Origin of the sequence: Halopseudomonas laoshanensis, from assembly GCF_008365385.1 — a bacterium.
Taxonomy (GTDB): Bacteria; Pseudomonadota; Gammaproteobacteria; order Pseudomonadales; family Pseudomonadaceae; genus Halopseudomonas; species Halopseudomonas laoshanensis.
Map to the genome: position 1 here is coordinate 980,567 of NZ_QOVF01000001.1, position 18,751 is coordinate 999,317.

Sequence of the window (18,751 nt, forward strand, 5' to 3'; positions counted from 1 at the left end):
TTTTGTCATACAACAGTGCGCGGTACGGGCCGCGTTTCACTGTTTGATTCAGGTATACTCATTCGCTGAAAACGGATGAAGGTTGCATATGACGAGCGCGCTGGTTGAACCCTTGATGATTGATCGTAATGCCGATCTGGCGCATTGGTGCGAGCGTTGGCTCCAGCTGCCCTATGTCGCCGTTGACACTGAATTCGAGCGCACGGAGACATTCTTCCCGATTGCAGGCCTGATTCAGATCGGCGATGGAGAAGCGGCTTACCTGATTGACCCATTGGCAATCACCGATTGGTCACCGCTGGTGGCGCTACTGCAAAACCCAGACGTGATCAAGGTGCTGCATGCTTGCAGCGAAGATCTGGAAGTGTTCATGAAGCTCTGCGGCGTGGCGCCGGCGCCACTGTTCGACACGCAGATGGCCGCGGCCTATCTGGGTATGGACTTTTCCATGGGCTACTCGCGCCTGGTGAAGGCGCTGCTGGATATTGACCTGTCCAATGCTGAAACCCGTTCCAACTGGTTGCAACGACCCCTGAGCCCCAACCAGATCACCTATGCCGCTGCTGATGCCTTGCATCTTGCCGAGCTTTATCAGGTGCTGGGCCCGCGTATCGAGGCTGCAGGCTTGACCGATTGGTTGCTGGAAGACAGCGCAGAGCTGGTCAATGCCGCCGCGCGGGTTCAGGAGCCAGAAACGGCTTATCTGAACGTCAAACAGGCCTGGCGGCTGAAGCCCTCCGAGCTGGCAGTCCTCAAGGTCCTGGCCAGTTGGCGTGAACGTGAGTCGCGTCAGCGTGATCAGGCGCGCAATCGCCTGCTGCGCGAAAAAACATTATGCCCGTTGGCCCAGCGTCAACCGGATAGCCTGCAGTCGCTGTCACGTATTGAAGATATGCACCCACGCAGCGTCAGGCAGGACGGTCAAGCGATCCTCGACCTTATACGGGCAGGGCAAGAGGTGCCTGAACATGACTGGCCTCAGCGCCTGCCGGAACCCTTGCCGGCGGAAGCAAACAAGCTGCTCAAGGTTTTGAAGAAAGTCGGCCAGCAGCATGCCTCAACCCTCGGCATGGCTGAGGAGCTGATGTTGCGCAAGAAGCATCTGGAGGCCCTAGTACGCAGCGGTTATCCAGGCGGGCCCTATCAACTGCCTGATGAGTTGAATGGCTGGCGGCGCGTCCTTATGGGTGAGCAGCTGTTAGCGGTTGCCAATGCCAGAGATCAAGCCGAATGAAAGTCATGTGTTCCATCTACCGCAGCAAGCGCAAGGATGGCATGTACCTGTACGTGCCGCGTAAAAAGGACATGAGTGAACTGCCCGAGGCGCTGATGCAGTTTTTCGGCAAACCGGAGCTGTCCATGGATCTGGTGCTTACGCCCGAGCGCAAGCTGGCACGTGAAGATATTAATACCGTGTTGCGCAATCTCGAAGAGCAGGGGTACCACCTGCAGATGCCGCCTCAGGAAGACGAATACCTGGTGCATTTGCCAGACGAACTGCTCTATCGCAACGACCCGATCTGAATCAGCGCAACGACCTTGAAGGTCGCTGCTGCTGCGCTTTTCTCAATGGATCCAGTAGGTAAGAAAGCCCGTTATGATCGATTTCCTGCATAAGCGCGAGTAAGCGACCTATCTCCCCGCGCGGAAATCCCTCACGGGCAAACCAGTTAAGGTAATGCCCGGGCAAGTCGGCGATGACTCGGCCCTGGTATTTGCCATAGGGCATTTGACGCTCGAGCAACAGCGGTAGATCTTCTGGGTTCATCGCAGGTTCCGGGTGTCCAGGGTCGTTGCATGCTATCTTCGCGTTCAGCAACTGACCGCGTTGCTATACACACAACAGGATAAGTCATGATTGTTAAAGCACTTCGTAATGGATTGGGAAATATTATCATTTTTGTCGATTTTCTGACTCGTCCGGCCAAGATGAAGCGTTCGGCCGAGGATCAGGCGGATGTTGAGCGGGCAGCCGCTGCCTTGAGTCTGTACCAGTTTCGTGCCTGTCCTTTCTGCATCAAGACTCGGCGTACGCTGCACAAACTCAACCTGCCGGTCACGCTGCGCGACGCCAAGAACAATCAGCAGGACCGTCAGACGCTACTCGAGCAAGGTGGCAAGATTCAAGTGCCATGCCTGCGAATAGACGAGGCGGGTGGCACTACCTGGCTATATGACTCCAAAGCCATTGATGATTATCTCCAAGAGCGATTCGCAGCGGCTTGATCCGCAGCAGCAGGAGCTGGAATGGGCGCCCCCTCAAGACATCGCAGTAATATTCTGAATGCCGCCGTAACGCTATTCCGCCGCCGCGGATATGCGGCCACCGGGCTTGCCGATATTTTGCAGCTCAGTGGTGCGCCCAAAGGTTCGCTGTATCACTACTTCCCCCAGGGAAAGGAACAGCTGGGCGAGGAGGCGGCACTGCTGGCAGGGGCTGTTGTCTCGCAAACCTTGCGGAAACTGGGCGAGGAACACAGCTCAGCGGCTGACGTAATGCGTGCTTATGGCAAGCTGCTCGCCGGTTGGCTGGAAGCTTCTACTTTTGAAGATGGCTGCCCGCTGGCCACTACCCTGCTGGAAACCACTCCGCAATCCACACGAATGGCCGCGGCCGGGCAACAGGCATTTGACCAATGGACCGCTGAAATCAGGACTCTGCTCGAACACCAGGGCGCCGATGCCGAAACCGCCAGGCGGCTCGCGCAACTGGCCATTGCGACCATCGAAGGCGCATTAATTCAGGCACGGGTCGAATCCAGCGCCAGGCCGGTGCTGGAATCCACCGAAGAAATTGCCTTTTTAATGGAAGCGCGGCTGGCCAGGGTTGGCTAAGTGTTCGTTCAGTCGCCGCGGTACACGCAGCCACTGGTGCAGGTCTCGCGAATGGTGATCTGACTGAGTTCGGGCAACAGCGGTTTCAGCTCACGCCATATCCACTTGGCCAGAACCTCGCTGGTCGGGTTTTCCAGGCCGGGAATGTCATTCAGGTAGTTATGATCAAGCTGGTCATACAGCGGCCTGAAAATCGCCTTGAGTTCGGAGAAATCACGAATCCAACCGGTATGCGCATTCGGTTCGCCGCTGATATGCACTGCCACCATGAAAGAATGCCCGTGCAGACGCCCGCACTTGTGGCCCTGCGGTACATGCGGCAGCAAGTGCGCTGCCTCGAAGGTAAATTCCTTGAATATTTCCACGATGACTACCTGGCTAGGTGACTAAGCCCAGGCTGCTGAACCTGAGCTTATTGAAGGGGCGCAAGTTTATCTGAATCTGTAAACCCGCGCAGTCTTCAACTGACCTTCACCATTCGCGCTGCATGTTGCGGGTGGAGATCTGCTCGTTCAGTGTCCAGTAGTCGTAGAGCACGCCCAAAAGAAACAGTCCGCCGGTGAAGAAGTAGATGATCGCGGTGATCCATTTGCCCATATACAGGCGATGCGCGCCGAAGATGCCGAGAAAGGTCAATAGCACCCAGCTAAGATTGAAATTGACCGGGCCGCTGCGAAAGCGCCGGTCGGCCTGGGCGTCCATCGAGGGGATCAGAAACAGGTCAACAATCCAGCCGATAAAGAACAGCCCCAGGGTGAAGAACCAGATGGTGCCGGTAATGGGTTTGCCGTAATAGAAACGATGTGCCCCCATGAAACCGAAGATCCAGAGTAGATAACCGATGCCTTTGCTGTGTGTGTCTGAATAGGCCATGTGGCCAACCTCTATTGATTGAGTGGACTATGCGATACTGCCAAAGAGCATAGACCTTAAATGATTCCCGGAGTGCCTGCATGGTTGCAGTAAAAAATGTGAACTGGTTCAAACAGGTGCAGCAGCAAGCGGCACGCTTGAGTGGCCAGACAATCCGCGTGGGCGTGACCGGATTGAGTGGTGCTGGCAAGACCACCTTCATAACCAGTTTGATCAATCAGCTGGAGAATCACCAGCGTGGTTTGCTGTCCCGTCGTCGCCCGTTTGATCGTTTGCTGTCAGTGCGTTGGCAGCGTGAACAGGTAGAGCAGCCGTTTGCCTATCTGCAGGCGCTGGGGGCGCTGTCGGGCCAGCCGCCGCAATGGCCGTTATCGACTTCTGATCTGTCGCGGGTCGTTATTGACCTGCAGTTTCGCCCGGAGGGTCTGTTGAAAAGCTTGCAGAGCCAACGCCACGTGCGTCTGGAGTTGCTCGACTACCCGGGCGAGTGGTTGCTGGATCTACCGCTGCTGGGCATGACGTTCGGGCAGTGGAATGAGCAGATGCGCGCCTTGCTGGATGCTGAGCCGCGTGCCAGCCTGGCTGGCGATTTGCGTGAACGACTACTGGCCATCGATCCCGCGGCGCCCTGTGATCAGGCGCTGCTGGAGCAACTGACCCGCGAGTGGACGGATTTTCTCTTGCGCTGCCGCAGTGAGGCAGGCTTGTCACGCAATCAACCTGGGCGTTTCATGTTGCCTGGCAGCGGTATTGCGCCGCAGATGTTGATGTTTGTACCTCTGCTAAGCGCCAATCAGCATAGTCAGGGGGGCGCTGGCAGTTGGTGGGAGCAATGCCGCGAGCGGTTCGATTATTATCGCGACTTCGTGGTGAAGGGCTTTTATGAACAGCATTTCAGTCGGCTGGATCGGCAGATTTTGCTGGTCGATATGCTTGCGCCCATGCAAGCGGGCCAGGCCGCTCTGCGTGACCTGCAACTGGCGTTGGAGGGAGTGCTCGGTAGCTTCCGCTACGGCCAGAACACCCTGTTCCAGCGTCTGTTCAAACCGCGCATCGCTCATATGGCGGTGTGTGCCACCAAGGTCGATCAGGTTGCACCGAATCAGCAACGAGCGCTGCAGCAGTGCCTCGAGGACCTGGTCACCGATAGCCTGTCTGAAGTACGCCACGGCGGTGTACAGGTCCAGGGTTTTCCGCTGGCCGCAGTGCGCGCTGCCGAGCAGGATGGCGAAACCATGATCGGCGGCCTGGTTGGGCAGACGGCGTTTATCCGCTACCAGCCAGCCAGTATTCCCGAGCATCTGCCCCTCGATCTGCAGCTGAAGGGGCCCTCGTTACTGCAGTTGCGACCGCCGGCCGGGCTGCATCGCAACGAGCCTTTTCCGCATTATCGGATGGATGATCTGGTCAATTGGATCCTTGAGGGGGCGCAACCATGACCTACAAACCTACCAGTGACCAGCCCCACATTCTGGAAACCTGGGAGCCGGCACCGGCGCAGCCGGCTGACGAAGTGAAGGTCCTCGGTGAGTCGGCGGAGCAACTCAGGCCACGGGCGACGGCAACCGAGGTGCCCTTGCCAGGCACACTGAATGCGCCGCCCGTCAGCCCTTGGCCGGCGCGCATGGGCAAGCTTTTGCTGGCCGTGGTCGTTGGCGGTGCAGCGCTGGAGTGGGGCCGCTGGACCCTGGACGCCTGGACCTGGAATCCTGTGGCAGGTGGGGTAATCGGTGCGCTGGGGTTAGGGCTGGCCGGAACCGGCTTGCTCAGTTGGCGCGCACTGCGGCAGCAACGGCAACGCCTGACCACACTCGAGCAACTGCGGAAAGAAATGCGCATTGCACTGGCGGACCCTTCCGAGCGTTTAGCGCTGGATTGGCTGGAGCGCTTGCAAGCCTTGTATCGTGATACACCTCTGGCCCCGCGCATGGCGGAGGTGTGTTCAGCATTGGATCAGTCGCACAGCGCCCAGGAGGTAAGTCGGCGACTGAATCAGCAGTTCTATCAGCCGTTGGATATACAGGCCCGGCTGATGATCCGCAACGAATCAGTCAGCACCGGAATGTTGGTGGCAACCAGTCCCTGGGTGTCGATAGATCTGTTGTTGGTGGTCTGGCGCAATATCCGCATGATGCAGCGCGTGGCCATCTGTTACGGGTTGCCAATCGGACAGCTGGGCCGTTGGCGCCTGGCTCGCCATGTGCTGCGGAATATCGCCCTGGCGGGCGGCAGCGAAATGGCGATTGGCGCGCTCAGCGACAGCCTGCTCTCGGGCATGCTGGAGAAGCTTGCCGCGCGCATTGGCCAGGGCATTGGCATCGGGCTTTACAGCTCGAGACTGGGCCATTTTACCCTGGACCTGTGCCGCGCAGCGCCACTTGCCGACCAGAGCAGCCTGGCAGAAGACAACCGCGGGATCATCCAAGGCATTCGTACCCGTTTAGGACGTAAATCCGATGCCAGCTTATAAAAGCAGGGCACGCTGGCTGACCGAGCGCTGGCTGGCGGCCAGGCGCGATCAGTTGCTCGTGCATTGGCAAACGCTCAAGGGGCAACTGCTACCCATGCAGTGGCCACAGCGCTGCGAGCGGATGTTACAGCTTCCCGAGGGCAACGTGGGTGCATGGCAACCGCGCAGCGGCTCAAGCAGTGCGGAGCTGCTGTTGTTGCTCGAGCGCGCGCCACTGCTCCAACGGCGCTGGCTGGCGGCGTTATTGAGTGCGCCTTGCGCTGGGGCGCTGACGTTGGTGGAGGCGGTGGAACGTTTACAACTCGACTGGCGTTGTCAGCTTGATCCGCTGCATAGCCACCGCGAGTACGCTGCGCAGTTGGTCATACTGGCGCGGCAGTTGGGTTTGCCGGTGATTGCCGAATCTGCCTATCTGGAAAACGAACAGCAGATCCGCATCGCCATCGACGAGTTGCTGTTTGCCTCCTTGCCAATGCGTTTGCGCGCAGTGCTTGCCGGCGAGCATCCGCCAGGCAATGGTAGTTACCTGGGCTGGTGGCATGACCGGTTGTTGGCCAGGGCCGGAGTGCAGGAGTATGGCCTCGAAGGACTCGGCGCCGACGACTGGCCGGAGATGCCGCCGTCCTGGCTGGCGCTTGGCTGGCTGTCCAGCTTAAGGCTGGACGCCGACGGCGACTTTCAGCCGAAATAGGGGTTCATTCTGCAAGACTATGTTGCGTCATCAGCCCTTTGCCACGCGGTGCTGATGACCTACCATGCGTTTTCGCGAATTACAGGACTCCTTTCATGACCTTTGCTGAACTGCTTGCTGCACTAGCCGACTCCCCGCAACAGGAAGTCACCATTCCCACTGGCTGGGCTCAGGGCCGTGCCGGCTACGGCGGTTTGATTGCCGCGCTGGTTTATCAGGGTATGCGCGCCAAGGTGCCGGGCGACAGACCCGTCAGATCGCTGGCGATTACCTTTGTTGGCCCGGTCGCACCGGGTGAAAGCATGCAGGTTGAAGCGCAGGTGCTGCGCGAAGGCAAAGCTGTCACGCAGATGCTTGGCATGGGCAAACAGAATGGGCAGGTCATGTGCATCATTCAAGGCAGTTTTGGCGCCTCAAGGGAGTCTGTGGTGGCGGTCCCCAGCTTGCCCGCACCCGCTGCAAAGGCGCCGGCCGATTGCCCGGACATGCCTTATGTGGAAGGCCTGAATCCGGTGTTTATCAAACATTTTGCAGTGCGCTGGGCGTTTGGCGACCTGCCGTTTACCAACAGTCGCAAGCGCGAGATGGGCGGCTGGATGCGCTTTCGCGAGGATGAGGGCAGCGTGAAAGCGGCGCATATTCTTGGTCTCGTGGATGTATGGCCACCTGCGCTGCTTCCACACCTGCAGCAACGTGTGCCGGCCAGCTCGCTGACCTGGACCATTGAGTTCATGCAACCACAACCTGAGATCGGCAATACCGACTGGTTGTTGTATCGAGCTGAGATCGAGCATGCGCGTGATGGATATGGCCACGTGTCTGCCATGGTTTGGCGAGAAGATGGTACGCTGGTTGCTATAAGCCGTCAGACAGTCACCGTGTTTGGTTGAACAGCAACCAGCGCGGTGCAAGAGCGGAGCGTGCTGGTGATAAAAAACAAAATTGTAATTGCCCTGATCGCGGCCCTGGCCAGTCTGCTGGTACTACAGTGGGCGCTAGGCGCGATTTCCCCGTCCTTTGATCTTTCAGCAACCGCGACTCAGTGGTTGCTTGCGCTGGTGCTGGTCATTACTGGCAGCCTGCTCTGTCACTTCTACTGCTCGCAAAAATTGATCCGACAGCTTCGGCGCGATGCACGTGCGGCACTGGAGCGCAATATTCAGGTGATGGCCGCGGTCCGGGATGTGGTTTTTCGCGCTGAGTTCGATGGCAGCCTGGTGTATGTCAACCGGGCCTGGCAGGACTTGACGGGTATGGATGCAGCAAGCGTCAGAGGGCATTCCATACTTGAAGGCTTTCATGAGAGCGACCGCGGCCTGCTAAAAGATTATCTGCATCAGGTCCGAGGCGGTCACACCGAACCGCTGCAGGCGGATCTGCGCTTGCGTGATCTGGCCGGACGCTATCGCTGGAGCCGCCTGACGGCGCGGCCGTATCTCACCACGGAGAGCGGGGCGGTCATCATCGGGACCTTGCAGGATATCCAGGCGCAACAGGAACAAGCGATGATCCAATCGGCGCGCCTGAATGTGCTTGATGGCCTGCTGGGCAAGGCGGGTGTCCGGGAAATGGCCAGCCAACTGGCCAAGGCCTGGGAAAACGTGCAAATGGGGCAGCGAGTATCAGTGCTGTTGCTCGATCCCGACACCGGGGCCTTGCAGACGCTGGCGGCGCCGAGCATGCCTGAGCAGTACAATCAGGCGCTCAATGGCACCATGCCTGCCGAGGGCGTGGGCTCCTGCGGTACGGCGATTCACCGCGGTGAGCCGGTGTATGTGAGCGATGTCCGTAATGATCCCCTATGGCAAGACTTTCAGGATCTTGCCGAGCTGGGTTCGGTGGTCTCGTGCTGGTCCACGCCGTTCAGCGATCAGGACGGTCAGATCCTGGGTTCATTTGCCGTCTATGCCGACCAGGCCCGCTGGCCCGATGACCACGACCTGCAACTCATGAGCGAGTTTACCCGGCTGACTGCACTGATCGTGCAGAAATCACGCCTTGCCCAGGAGCGGGAGTTTACTGAAAAGCGTTTTTCCGCGATTTTCGAACATGCTGCTGTGGGAATATTACTGGTCTCGCCTACGGGACGTTATATAAGCGCCAACCCCTGTTATCTGGAAGGCTCAGGGTACAGTGAGGAAACGCTGCAGCGCATGACTCCGCGAGACCTGCTGGTGGCCGACGATATCCCGCTGGTAGAGCGCGGCTTACGCGATCTTCGTTTTGGGCTGGTTGATGAGTTTGTGCTCGAAGCCCGCTACTACAAATACGATAAGTCGGTTGTCTGGATCAATCTGACCATTACGCTGGTGCGCGACCCCGAGGGAGTGGCGCTGTACTACGTGTTTATCACCGAGGACATCTCCGAGCGCAAGGAGCAGGAGCAGTCGCTCAAGGAGGCGGCTGCGCTGTTCGAAAGCAGCGGTGAGGGGATGATGGTCATGGACAGCAAGTTCCATATTCTCAGGGTCAATCCTGCGTTCACCCACATAACCGGTTTGAATGTAGAGGACATTCTCGGTCAGCGGCCCTCCGCCCACCGGGACGATATGGACTCTCGCACGCTTACTCATCACGTTGTGTCTGCTCTGGTGCAAGACGGGCGCTGGCAGGGTGAGGTGCTGTTGGACCGCCCGGGTGAGCGCGATGTGCCCATCTGGGTGACAGCCACGGCAGTCAGGGATGGCGGCAACCAGATCAGCCGCTATATGGCGATGTTCAGTGATCTTAGCGGTTTGCAGCGCAGCCAGCAGCAGCTTCAGCATATGGCGCATTTTGACAGCTTGACCGGGTTGGCCAATCGCACTTTGGCGCTGCTTAAACTGGACCAAGGCATGCAACGGGCTGCAGCTCAAAAAATACCCTTGGCTGTTCTGTATATCGATCTGGACAGATTCAAGGCCATCAATGACAGTCTTGGTCATGCCATCGGCGATGAAGTGCTGCGCCAGGCCGGGCGGCGCCTTGCCCGCTGCTGTGACGACGCGGATACCCTGGCGCGCTTGAGCGGCGATGAGTTTCTGCTCATATCACATGGCCGGCAGCCTGAATCCGTACGTGAGTTGGGTGAGCACATCTGCACCAGCATGCGCGCACCGGTGGTGCTCGAAGACGGCCGGGAAATTTACATTGGTGCCAGCGTAGGCTACGCCTGCTATCCGCTGGATGGCGACAGTTCCGCAGACCTGGTACGCAATGCCGATGCCGCGATGGATACCGCCAAGAGCATCGGCCGTGATCAGGTGTGCGGTTATTCACGGGCGATGACCGAGGAAGCAAGCCAGCGTTTTGAGTTGGAACGTGGGCTGCGCAAAGCGTTGGAGAACCATGAATTCGAGCTGCATTACCAACCTTTGATCCAGGTCCGCAGTCGCCGTGCCTATGGGGTAGAGGCATTGCTGCGTTGGCGTCACCCGCAACATGGCTTGATAGCGCCGGACAAGTTCATCCCGTTGGCAGAGCAGAACGGTTTGATCGTGCAGATCGGCAGCTGGGTGCTACATGAAGCTTGTCGTCAGGCGCGGCAGTGGCAGGAGCAGGGGCTTGGGCTGGAAATGATTGCAGTGAACCTGTCTCCCCGTCAGTTTATTCAGCAGGATGTGGTTGCGCTGGTGCGCACGGTGTTGGAGGAGAGCGGTTTGCCCGCCAGCATGCTGGAACTGGAGATTACCGAAAGCGCATTGATGGCCAATGCCCAGCAAGGTGAGCAGACGCTCAGGCAGTTGAAAGACCTTGGGGTCACCCTGGCAATCGACGATTTCGGCACGGGTTATTCTTCACTGGCGTACCTGCGCCGCTTCCCGCTGGACAAGCTGAAGATCGACAAGAGCTTCCTCGCGGGGGTGCCGCAGAATACCGAGGACAATCAACTGGTCACGACCATTCTCGACATGGCCGCCAACATGCGTCTGCACGTGGTGGCCGAGGGCGTGGAAACAGAAGCGCAGTGGCGTTTTCTGCAGGGCCGTGGATGTGGAGCCTGCCAGGGCTTCTTGTTTTCCCGTGCATTGCCGCCGGCAGGGTTGCCGGACTGGCTGGCGCAGCAATAGCCTGGCCAGGTCAGGTGGTTCAGTTCCCCGGTTTTTTTGCGGTCAGCGTGGCGCGCAGGGGAGCCGGGTATCCCTCGCGGGTCAAGGCTGGATTCTCCGGGTCAAGAAATTCGGGTAACGACTGAAAGCGCATCCATTCGGTACTGCGCTGCTCGTCGGTGCTGGTCGGGGTGAGATCGATACATTTCACCTGCTGAAACCCGCTGCGGCGCAACAGCCGCTCAAGCATCGCCACCGACGGTAAAAACCATACATTGCGCATCTGTGCATAGCGATCTTCGGGCAATAGACAGGCATTTTCATCGCCTTCGATTACCAATGTTTCGATCACCAGTTCGCCACCGGGGCGCAGGCAGGCTTTTAGCTGCAGGAGATGATCAACCGGTGAGCGGCGATGATAAAGCACGCCCATCGAGAATACCGTGTCGAAGCCGCCAGCGGGTTCAGGCAGCTCCTCTAGGGTGAAGGGCAATTGCCATACCGGTGCGCCAGGCAGGTAACGCTGCACGGCCATGAATTGGTGGTAGAACAGCAGATTGGGGTCAACGCCCAGCACCATGTGCGCCCCCGCCTGCCACATGCGCCACATGTAATAGCCGTTGCCGCAACCTACATCCAGTACGCGCCTGCCTTTCATATCGAGGTGCGGGGCAATACGCTCCCACTTCCAGTCGGAACGCCACTCACAATCAATATGAGTGCCGAACAGCGTGAACGGACCCTTGCGCCAGGGATGCAAGCCCTGCAGGCCAGCCAGCAGATCGGCCTGTTGCTCATCGCTCAATGCCTGAGGCGCTTCGATCAGCACGCCCTGACTCAGGTCCGCTACCGAGTCAGCGACGCTTGGCAGTTGCTGCAGTGCCGCCTGCCAGCGTTCCAGGTCGCCATGATTCATGTCGCTAAAACGCTTTTCCAATGCATTGGGCAGCACGGTAAGCCAGGGAGAAAGCGGAGTATCGGCCAGTTGCTGGTACAGGGGGGTGTAATCGATCACTTATGGGCCATTATCGAGCAGAAGTTGAGGGACTGAAACCAGCTGTGACTGTGGCTGAAACCAGCTTCCTGCAACCGAGCCAGGTGCGTTTCCAGCGTATCAGGCAGCATGACCTTTTCAATGGCGCTGCGCTTCTGAGCTATTTCAAGCTCGCTGTAACCATTGGCGCGCTTGAACGCGTAGTGCATGTTCTCCAGGCTTCGCTGGGTATTCGGGTCGTCGAAACGCAGCTTTTCCGAGAGTATCAGCACGCCGCCCGGCAGCAGCGCTGTATAGATGGCCTCAAGCAGCTCAAGACGTTTGTCAGGTGCTACAAATTGCAAAGTAAAGTTCAGCACCACCACTGAGCAGCTTTTCAGCGGCAGCTCGAGGATGTCGGCCTGCATGACCTCGGCGGGCGTTAGCTCCTCGACCATGGCGTCCTGGGCTTGCAGATATTCCTGGCAGCGCTCGGTCATCGCCGCGGAACTGTCCACCGCAATGATGCGGCAGTCCGGCACGCGCACATGGCGGCGCATTGCCTGAGTGGCCGCACCCAGTGAGCTGCCCAGGTCGTATATCAGGCTATGCGGTCTAGCATATTGACCAGCAATCAGTCCGATGCTCTCTATAATAGTCGGGTATCCCGGCACGGATCTTTTGATCATGTCAGGGAACACGCGCGCCACGTCAGCGTCGAATACGAAGTCACTGACTTGGGCGAGGGGGGCGGAAAACAGCTTGTCGACCTCGTTCATAGATACATGTCTGTCTACTGGTTAAAAAGCGCATATTAACCCATGTCGAGCCGCTTGGCAGAAGAGCTCAGACACTGCTTGACTGCCGGCTGTTCGCGTGATGCCATAGTGGTATCATTTGTTCCAGTCGTCCCAGGCCAAATAATGCAAAAGACTGGTAATGGGTGGTGTGCTGCAGTCAAATTTGTGGCATAAAGCAATCAGTTTTGCTTATTGCAGTTTTTTTTGACGATTTGGCTCAATAGGCCGATTAGTTTAGGCTGTCGCGATGGCATAATGCGCCGGGTTTGGTTGAACTGATTTCAGTTGATGAGTACTCCCGTTCCCTGAAGGGAATGCGATGGAAAGCATCGTTGGTGATAAGCCGGTCAGGGTAACGCCCTTTGAGGTTTTCGCCCACAGAACAAGAGGAAAGGGTATGGCAGTGAAACGCCAAGTGATTGCGGGAGTCGCTACGCTGGCTGCTCTGTATGTGGGCGTCAGTAACGCATTGGGATTAGGTGAGTTGCGGCTTGATTCAGCGCTGAATCAGCCATTAAGTGCCAGTATTCAGTTGCAGGGTGGCGAGGGTCTGTCTCCAGAGGACATTCGCGTTTCCCTGGCTAATCAGGAAGCCTTTCAGAACGCTGGCATTGATCGGCCGTTCTTTCTGACAGACTTGCGCTTTGTGCCGGTAGTGGAAAACAACAGGTTATTTATCCGTGTTGAATCTACCCGACCGGTGCGTGAACCCTTTCTGAATTTCCTCGTAGAACTGCGTCGGCCGAATGGTCGGATGTTGCGCGAGTACACATTGCTGCTGGACCCGCCGCTGTATGACCCTCAAGCGGGATCCATAGCGAGTGCGCCGCCACCGGTCCCTGCTGCTGGCAACCGTCGCCCGATAGTAGCCGCCGCGCAGCCGCGAGATCAGGTCCAGTCGGCTGAGCCGCGATCGGAAGGGCAGCAGTCTTCTGATGCGCAGTTTGCCCAGCCTGCATTGCCTGAACTGCCAGAAATTCAGCCAGCCTCCGGTGCTGATGAGTACACCACGGTATCAGGTGACACACTCTGGGACATCGCTGCCGCGCAAAGACCTGACAGCAGTGTAGATATTCCCACCAGCATGCTGGCGATCCGTGCGCTGAATCCTGATGCCTTTGTGAATGGCAATATCAATCGCCTGCGCGCGAATCAGCGCCTGGTGCTGCCGACCCGCGAACAGCTTGTTGCCTCGGGCGCACCTGTTTCAATCATGGAAGGCGTTGCCGTTGATGAGCCTGAATCCAATGCAGAGCCTACCCAGCAGCCAGTAGTAGAGGCTGCGCCGCAGCCCCAAGCACGTCCAGAAGAAGATCCTTCGGAGCTTGCTACGCCTGACGTTGTCAGCGAAGCAGAGCCCGATGAAGGCATAGATGCGCGTCTGCGCATTGAAGAGTCCAGTATCGAAACGGCGGAAGCTGATTCTGAGGTGCTCCTGGATCGCTTGCGTTCGCTTGAGGGGCGCTTCAATGTGCTGCTCAGCGAACTGGATGCGCGCGACGCCCAGATCGCCAGTCTTCAGGCTGAACTCGAGGTGCTGCGCCAGGCGCGTGATGCCGAGGTGGAAGGCGACAGCTCGCTGGCAGGGGTGACCGGTGCCGGTAGTCTCGGAAGCAGTGACGCTGATTCCGGTCCCGGTGCTGCCGATGGCAGTGACAACCCTGCACCCGGCTCGGTGGATGCGAATGTGTTGCCTGGCGAAGAGCCGGCTGAAGTTGCACCGAGCGGCTCATCCTGGGTTGCCTGGCTGACGTTGCCTCTGGTGCTGATAGCCTTCCTGTTAGGCCTGTTCCTTGCCCGTCGCCGTTCGCCGGATGCTGCTGAAGAAGAACGCCCGAACGTGGTTCAGCCGGAGAATCCCGCTGGCTTTTCCTCGAACATCACTACCGTCCCAGCCATGGTAGCGCGCCCCGTCAAGCAAGCGCCGAAGGCGCCAGTTGATCCGCTGGATGGGGTGGAGCTGTACATTACTTACGGCCGTTTCGCCGAAGCGCGCATCATGCTCGACAAGGCGATAGATGAAGAGCCTGAGCGTCTTGATCTGCGCTACAAGCAACTGCGGGTGCTGGCTGAACTGGGTGATGCGCCGGCTTTTGCAGAACAGGAAGAAGAGATCAAGGACCTGGGTGGCGATCCTGAGCGTGTTGAACAGGTCAAGGCCCGCTTCCCGCTGCTGTTTGACGACAACGGTGACATGGTCGAGCAAGTTGACCAGGTGGAGCCGCTGCTGGACGACGATCTCGAGATCAAGGACTCAGCCGAGTTTCATTCGGGTATCCCGGACGAACATGACGAGTCGAGCACCAGCCAGCTGAATCTCAACGACTTCACGCTGGATCCTGACTGGGATCTGATCGAAGGCCTGAGTCCTGAGCCCAGCCGTCTGAATGCCGAGCGTGACGCTGCCAAGGAAAAAGCACGGAAGGAAGCCAAGGAAGATGACTTCGAGTCCAGCTTGCATGAGCTGCCGGAAGTAGAAGAACTGGATCACGATCATGACGAGCATTTTGCTCCTGATGATGACCGGTCCGGTGGCCGTAAGCGCTAAGGTTGTCGAGCTGTAATCAAAGGCGCCCCCAGGGGCGCCTTTTCAGTTTCAGTCAAACAGCTTTTTGGCCACATCACGGAAGTGACTGGCGAAGTGAACCTGCATGCCGTCTTTCAGATATGCCGGCAACTCTTCGTAGTCCCCGCGGTTGGCTTCGGGCACGATCAGTTCGAAGATCGATTGCCGGCGTGCAGCAATGACCTTCTCACGGATGCCGCCCACGGGCAGTACCTGGCCAGTCAAAGTGATTTCACCGGTCATCGCCAGTCCGGCTCGAGGCGCCTGATTACGCGCCAGCGACAACAGTGCACTGGCCATGGTGACGCCGGCGCTGGGGCCATCCTTCGGCGTGGCACCTTCAGGCACATGCATGTGCACAAAGGCTTCGTCGAAGAAACTGGTATCCGCCTTGTAGGTCTTCAGGTTGGCGCAAATGTAGCTGTAGGCAATCTCTGCCGATTCGCGCATTACCTCGCCCAGTTTGCCAGTCAGTTTAAAGCCGCGATTGAGTGTATGAATGCGGGTGACTTCAATCGGTAATGTGGCGCCGCCCATGGAGGTCCAGGCCAAACCAGTGATGATGCCAACGCCTTTCAGAGTTTTCTCGGTACGGAAGGGCGCGGAGCCAAGCAACTCGACCAGGTCGTCAGGTTTGACGGTGATCTTCTGCTCTCGATCCTGGAGTAGCCGCATGATCGATTTGCGTACAATCTTAGCTAACTGTTTCTCCAGGTTGCGCACCCCGGCTTCGCGGGCATAACCTTCGATCAGGCTGCGCAGCGCCTTGTCGGTGATGCGCAGTTGGCTCTTGCGCAGTCCGGCGCGTTCCAGTTGACGCGGCCAGAGGTGATGTTTGGCAATCGCCAGCTTCTCTTCGCTTATATAGCCTGAGAGGCGGATTACGTCCATGCGGTCCAGCAGTGGGCCGGGAATGCTGTCGAGAGTGTTAGCGGTACACACGAAGAGCACCTTGGACAGATCCAGGCGCAGATCCAGGTAGTGATCAAGAAACTGGTTGTTCTGCTCCGGATCCAGGGTTTCCAGCAGCGCTGAAGCTGGATCACCCTGGTGGCTGGCCCCCAGCTTATCGATTTCATCGAGCATGATTACTGGATTCATCACGCCGACTTCCTTGAAGGCCTGAACGAATTTGCCGGGCATCGCCCCTATATAGGTCCGCCGGTGGCCTTTGATCTCCGCTTCATCGCGCATGCCGCCGACGCTGAAGCGATAAAAGGGCCGACCGAGGCTTTCGGCAATCGAGTGGCCGATACTGGTTTTGCCCACACCTGGAGGGCCGACCAGCAGAATGATCGAGCCCGACACCGAGCCTTTGAACGCGCCCAGGGCGAGAAACTCGAGAATCCGTTGCTTCACGTCTTCCAGGCCATCGTGATCGCGGTCGAGCACTTTGCGCGCGTGATCGATGTCGAGTTTGTCCTGATGAGTCACGCCCCAGGGGATGGCAGTTATCCAGTCCAGATAATTGCGCGTCACCGCGTACTCGGGAGAGCCTGTTTCCAGAATCGAAAGCTTGTTCAGCTCCTCTTCTATCTTTTTGCTCGCAGCTTCTGGCACATCCTTGTCCGCGATGCGTGCGCGGAACTGTTCTATATCGGCGGTGCGGTCATCCTTGGACAGCCCCAGCTCCTTTTGGATGACCTTGAGCTGCTCCTTGAGAAAGAACGTGCGTTGATGGTCGCTGATGGTGCGGTTAACCTCGGCGCTGATCTCGCCTTGCAAACGCGCGACATCGATCTCCTTTTTCAGCAGCACCAGGACTTTTTCCATGCGCCGCAGCACCGGAATGGTATTCAGAATATCCTGCAGTTCGGTGCTCTTGGCAGACGTCAGGGTGGCGGCGAAGTCAGACAGCGGCGAAGGCTGGTTGGGGCTGAATCGATTCAGGTAATTCTTCAGCTCTTCGCTGTACAGCGGGTTGAGCGGCAGCAGTTCCTTGATCGCATTGATCAGTGCCATGGCATAGGCGCGCACTTCGTCACGCTCATCGCTGGGCGCTTCAGGGTATTCCACTTCCACCAGATAGGGTGGCTTGCGGCTCAGCCACTGGGTGATCCGTACGCGGGTCAGGCCCTGGGCAATGAACTGGATCTTGCCGTTCTCCTTGACCGCATGGTGCACCTTTACCGCGCAGCCCGTGTCCGGGAGGCGTGCCGGGTCGAGCTCTCCCTCGGGAGACATGGGGCCGTCGACATAGAACAGCGACAACGCATGGTGCGGGGTGTCAGCTACCCGCTCCAGGGTTTTCGCCCAGGGAGACTCGTCCACCACCACAGGCATGACCTGAGCCGGAAAAAAGGGACGATTGTTGATCGGCAATAAATACAGCTTGTTGGGTAAGCGCTGGCTGGGTACGACCAGCTCGGTGCTGGATTTATCCGAGTCCGCTTGTTGCTCGTTCTCAAAGTAGTCGGATTGATTGCTGTCCTGATCGGTCATGTCGGTTCTCGTCGGGGTTCGGTAGTCGATGGCGCCGTATGAAGTAAGAGATGGTGCCGATTCAGGGCTTTTCAATGCCAACAGGACGTCTATCTTGTGACAAGCATGAGCAAGGACTAATATTGGTGCTCCATGCGCAGTGGTCAGAGGCATGATCAAGACCAAAATATTAGACCTGCCGGTGCAAACTTCCACCCATGCCCATTCACAGCATCAGCTGATTGTGGGGCTGGACGGCTGCGCGGATTTCGAAGTGATGGGGCAGGGCGGTGCAGTCAACCGCTTGCATGCCTGCCTGGTTCCCGGGCATGAGGCGCATGCGTTTTCCGGGCGCGGCAGTAATCACATGCTCATTCTGGATCTGGCTCAGGGCTCGGAGACGACTTACGGTTATGGCGCAGACGACCTGTCCAGGCTGTTCGACAAGCCGCGTTTCCTGCAGCTGGACCAGCGTCTTCAAGGCTTGCTCGATTTTGCTTCGCATGAGTTGCGCGAGAGTCAGGCTCAGAACAGGCAATTGCCGATGGCCTGGCACCTGGGTGGCGTGCTGCTGCACACGCTGCATGACCGTTTGTTTTCCCTGCCTCTGACTGCTCAGCCTGTGCCCAGTCTGGACCTGGCGCGTATCGATGCCTTTATTCAGCAGCGCCTTGATCAACCGATCAGCGTTGCCGATATGGCTGCCCAGGTATATATCAGCCCCAGTCATTTTCATGCTCTTTTCAAGCAGGTGGCCGGGCACTCGCCGCATCAGTACCTGTTGCGGGCCAGGGTCGCCGAAGCGCTCAGGCTGATTTGCCAGACACCCATGCCCTTGTGCGAAGTGGCCAGTCGCTGCGGCTTCTCCAGCCAGAGCGCCCTGACCCATGCAGTGCGGGCCCAGAGCGGGCGCACACCGCGCAAACTCAGGCTGGCGGCGCGGGGCTAAGTTCCACGCGGGCTCTGGTTTCAGAGCTTTTCGCAAAAAAAACCCAGCTTTCTGCAAGATTTGACTGCTTCAGGCTCCTACAGTCGGGATACGGCTTTTACGTGCCTGCTCCGCCAGGAGAGGCGCAGCCGATAACAACAAGTGA

General features: G+C 58.1%; 17 protein-coding genes. 11 read left to right on the plus strand and 6 right to left on the minus strand.

Annotated elements, in window-relative coordinates:
• Positions 1 to 88: 88 nt before the first annotated feature.
• Complete coding sequence (rnd, locus tag DT594_RS04535; RefSeq protein ID WP_425460509.1) at positions 89 to 1,234, plus strand: ribonuclease D; 1,146 nt, start codon at positions 89 to 91, stop codon at positions 1,232 to 1,234.
• Positions 1,231 to 1,524 (plus strand): YcgL domain-containing protein, encoded by a 294-nt coding sequence (locus tag DT594_RS04540; protein ID WP_149331554.1) that lies wholly within the window; start codon positions 1,231 to 1,233, stop codon positions 1,522 to 1,524. Before rnd ends, DT594_RS04540 begins: the two co-directional genes overlap by 4 nt.
• A gap of 1 nt (position 1,525) precedes the next feature.
• On the opposite strand, the gene DT594_RS04545 is transcribed toward DT594_RS04540, so the two are convergent.
• On the minus strand, positions 1,526 to 1,768 hold the full coding sequence (locus DT594_RS04545; protein WP_149331555.1) for a DUF3820 family protein: 243 nt from the start codon (positions 1,766 to 1,768) through the stop codon (positions 1,526 to 1,528).
• 86 nt (positions 1,769 to 1,854) lie between these two features.
• Between DT594_RS04545 and DT594_RS04550 the strand changes: the two genes are divergently transcribed.
• Together DT594_RS04550 and DT594_RS04555 are read left to right on the plus strand one after the other, a co-directional pair.
• The gene (locus DT594_RS04550) at positions 1,855 to 2,226 is read left to right on the plus strand and encodes a glutathione S-transferase N-terminal domain-containing protein (protein ID WP_149331556.1); all 372 of its coding nucleotides are present in this window, start codon (positions 1,855 to 1,857) and stop codon (positions 2,224 to 2,226) included.
• 21 nt (positions 2,227 to 2,247) lie between these two features.
• Positions 2,248 to 2,835 carry a TetR/AcrR family transcriptional regulator gene (locus DT594_RS04555; RefSeq protein WP_149331557.1) on the plus strand — a complete coding sequence of 196 codons (588 nt, stop codon included), beginning with the start codon at positions 2,248 to 2,250 and terminating at the stop codon, positions 2,833 to 2,835.
• A gap of 8 nt (positions 2,836 to 2,843) precedes the next feature.
• On the opposite strand, the gene queD is transcribed toward DT594_RS04555, so the two are convergent.
• A complete protein-coding gene (queD, locus tag DT594_RS04560; RefSeq protein ID WP_149331558.1) occupies positions 2,844 to 3,200 on the minus strand; it encodes a 6-carboxytetrahydropterin synthase QueD in 357 nt (118 codons plus the stop codon).
• Between the two features lie 106 nt (positions 3,201 to 3,306).
• Positions 3,307 to 3,708, minus strand: coding sequence for an NINE protein (locus tag DT594_RS04565; protein ID WP_149331559.1), 402 nt, complete (start codon positions 3,706 to 3,708; stop codon positions 3,307 to 3,309).
• Between the two features lie 80 nt (positions 3,709 to 3,788).
• Between DT594_RS04565 and DT594_RS04570 the strand changes: the two genes are divergently transcribed.
• The 5 genes from DT594_RS04570 (at position 3,789) to DT594_RS04590 (ending at position 10,918) form a co-directional block, all read left to right on the plus strand.
• A complete protein-coding gene (locus DT594_RS04570) occupies positions 3,789 to 5,147 on the plus strand; it encodes a YcjX family protein (RefSeq protein ID WP_149331560.1) in 1,359 nt (452 codons plus the stop codon).
• Positions 5,144 to 6,178: a TIGR01620 family protein gene (locus tag DT594_RS04575; protein WP_149331561.1), complete on the plus strand. Its 1,035-nt coding sequence runs from the start codon at positions 5,144 to 5,146 to the stop codon at positions 6,176 to 6,178. The genes DT594_RS04570 and DT594_RS04575 overlap by 4 nt, the downstream gene beginning before the upstream one ends.
• The gene (locus DT594_RS04580) at positions 6,165 to 6,869 is read left to right on the plus strand and encodes a hypothetical protein (RefSeq protein ID WP_149331562.1); all 705 of its coding nucleotides are present in this window, start codon (positions 6,165 to 6,167) and stop codon (positions 6,867 to 6,869) included. The genes DT594_RS04575 and DT594_RS04580 overlap by 14 nt, the downstream gene beginning before the upstream one ends.
• Before the next feature lie 95 nt (positions 6,870 to 6,964).
• Positions 6,965 to 7,759, plus strand: a complete 795-nt coding sequence (locus tag DT594_RS04585) for an acyl-CoA thioesterase (protein WP_149331563.1) — start codon at positions 6,965 to 6,967, stop codon at positions 7,757 to 7,759.
• A 36-nt stretch (positions 7,760 to 7,795) separates the two neighbouring features.
• On the plus strand, positions 7,796 to 10,918 hold the full coding sequence (locus tag DT594_RS04590) for a bifunctional diguanylate cyclase/phosphodiesterase (RefSeq protein WP_149331564.1): 3,123 nt from the start codon (positions 7,796 to 7,798) through the stop codon (positions 10,916 to 10,918).
• A 19-nt stretch (positions 10,919 to 10,937) separates the two neighbouring features.
• Here DT594_RS04590 and cmoB read toward each other — a convergent pair whose 3' ends face one another.
• Positions 10,938 to 11,912: a tRNA 5-methoxyuridine(34)/uridine 5-oxyacetic acid(34) synthase CmoB gene (cmoB, locus tag DT594_RS04595; protein ID WP_149331565.1), complete on the minus strand. Its 975-nt coding sequence runs from the start codon at positions 11,910 to 11,912 to the stop codon at positions 10,938 to 10,940.
• Positions 11,909 to 12,649, minus strand: a complete 741-nt coding sequence (gene cmoA / locus DT594_RS04600) for a carboxy-S-adenosyl-L-methionine synthase CmoA (RefSeq protein WP_149331566.1) — start codon at positions 12,647 to 12,649, stop codon at positions 11,909 to 11,911. The genes cmoB and cmoA overlap by 4 nt, the downstream gene beginning before the upstream one ends.
• A 418-nt stretch (positions 12,650 to 13,067) precedes the next feature.
• Between cmoA and DT594_RS04605 the strand changes: the two genes are divergently transcribed.
• Entirely contained in the window at positions 13,068 to 15,218 is a 2,151-nt protein-coding gene (locus DT594_RS04605; protein ID WP_178091414.1) for a type IV pilus assembly protein FimV, read from the plus strand.
• Positions 15,219 to 15,266: 48 nt separating this feature from the next.
• Here DT594_RS04605 and lon read toward each other — a convergent pair whose 3' ends face one another.
• Positions 15,267 to 17,678 (minus strand): endopeptidase La, encoded by a 2,412-nt coding sequence (lon, locus tag DT594_RS04610; RefSeq protein WP_149331568.1) that lies wholly within the window; start codon positions 17,676 to 17,678, stop codon positions 15,267 to 15,269.
• Between the two features lie 151 nt (positions 17,679 to 17,829).
• Here lon and DT594_RS04615 point away from each other — a divergent pair, with 151 nt between their 5' ends.
• Positions 17,830 to 18,606, plus strand: a complete 777-nt coding sequence (locus DT594_RS04615; protein ID WP_149331569.1) for a helix-turn-helix domain-containing protein — start codon at positions 17,830 to 17,832, stop codon at positions 18,604 to 18,606.
• Positions 18,607 to 18,751 lie beyond the last annotated feature (145 nt).

Coding starts and splice junctions, on each gene's coding strand:
- DT594_RS04580 (WP_149331562.1), top strand. CDS start 6,165: ATGCCAGCTTATAAAAGCAGGGCACGCTGGCTGACCGAGCGCTGGCTG.
- DT594_RS04540 (WP_149331554.1), top strand. CDS start 1,231: ATGAAAGTCATGTGTTCCATCTACCGCAGCAAGCGCAAGGATGGCATG.
- DT594_RS04570 (WP_149331560.1), top strand. CDS start 3,789: ATGGTTGCAGTAAAAAATGTGAACTGGTTCAAACAGGTGCAGCAGCAA.
- DT594_RS04615 (WP_149331569.1), top strand. CDS start 17,830: ATGATCAAGACCAAAATATTAGACCTGCCGGTGCAAACTTCCACCCAT.
- cmoA (WP_149331566.1), bottom strand. CDS start 12,649: ATGAACGAGGTCGACAAGCTGTTTTCCGCCCCCCTCGCCCAAGTCAGT.
- DT594_RS04550 (WP_149331556.1), top strand. CDS start 1,855: ATGATTGTTAAAGCACTTCGTAATGGATTGGGAAATATTATCATTTTT.
- DT594_RS04555 (WP_149331557.1), top strand. CDS start 2,248: ATGGGCGCCCCCTCAAGACATCGCAGTAATATTCTGAATGCCGCCGTA.
- DT594_RS04605 (WP_178091414.1), top strand. CDS start 13,068: ATGGCAGTGAAACGCCAAGTGATTGCGGGAGTCGCTACGCTGGCTGCT.
- lon (WP_149331568.1), bottom strand. CDS start 17,678: ATGACCGATCAGGACAGCAATCAATCCGACTACTTTGAGAACGAGCAA.
- DT594_RS04545 (WP_149331555.1), bottom strand. CDS start 1,768: ATGAACCCAGAAGATCTACCGCTGTTGCTCGAGCGTCAAATGCCCTAT.
- DT594_RS04565 (WP_149331559.1), bottom strand. CDS start 3,708: ATGGCCTATTCAGACACACACAGCAAAGGCATCGGTTATCTACTCTGG.
- rnd (WP_425460509.1), top strand. CDS start 89: ATGACGAGCGCGCTGGTTGAACCCTTGATGATTGATCGTAATGCCGAT.
- DT594_RS04575 (WP_149331561.1), top strand. CDS start 5,144: ATGACCTACAAACCTACCAGTGACCAGCCCCACATTCTGGAAACCTGG.
- DT594_RS04585 (WP_149331563.1), top strand. CDS start 6,965: ATGACCTTTGCTGAACTGCTTGCTGCACTAGCCGACTCCCCGCAACAG.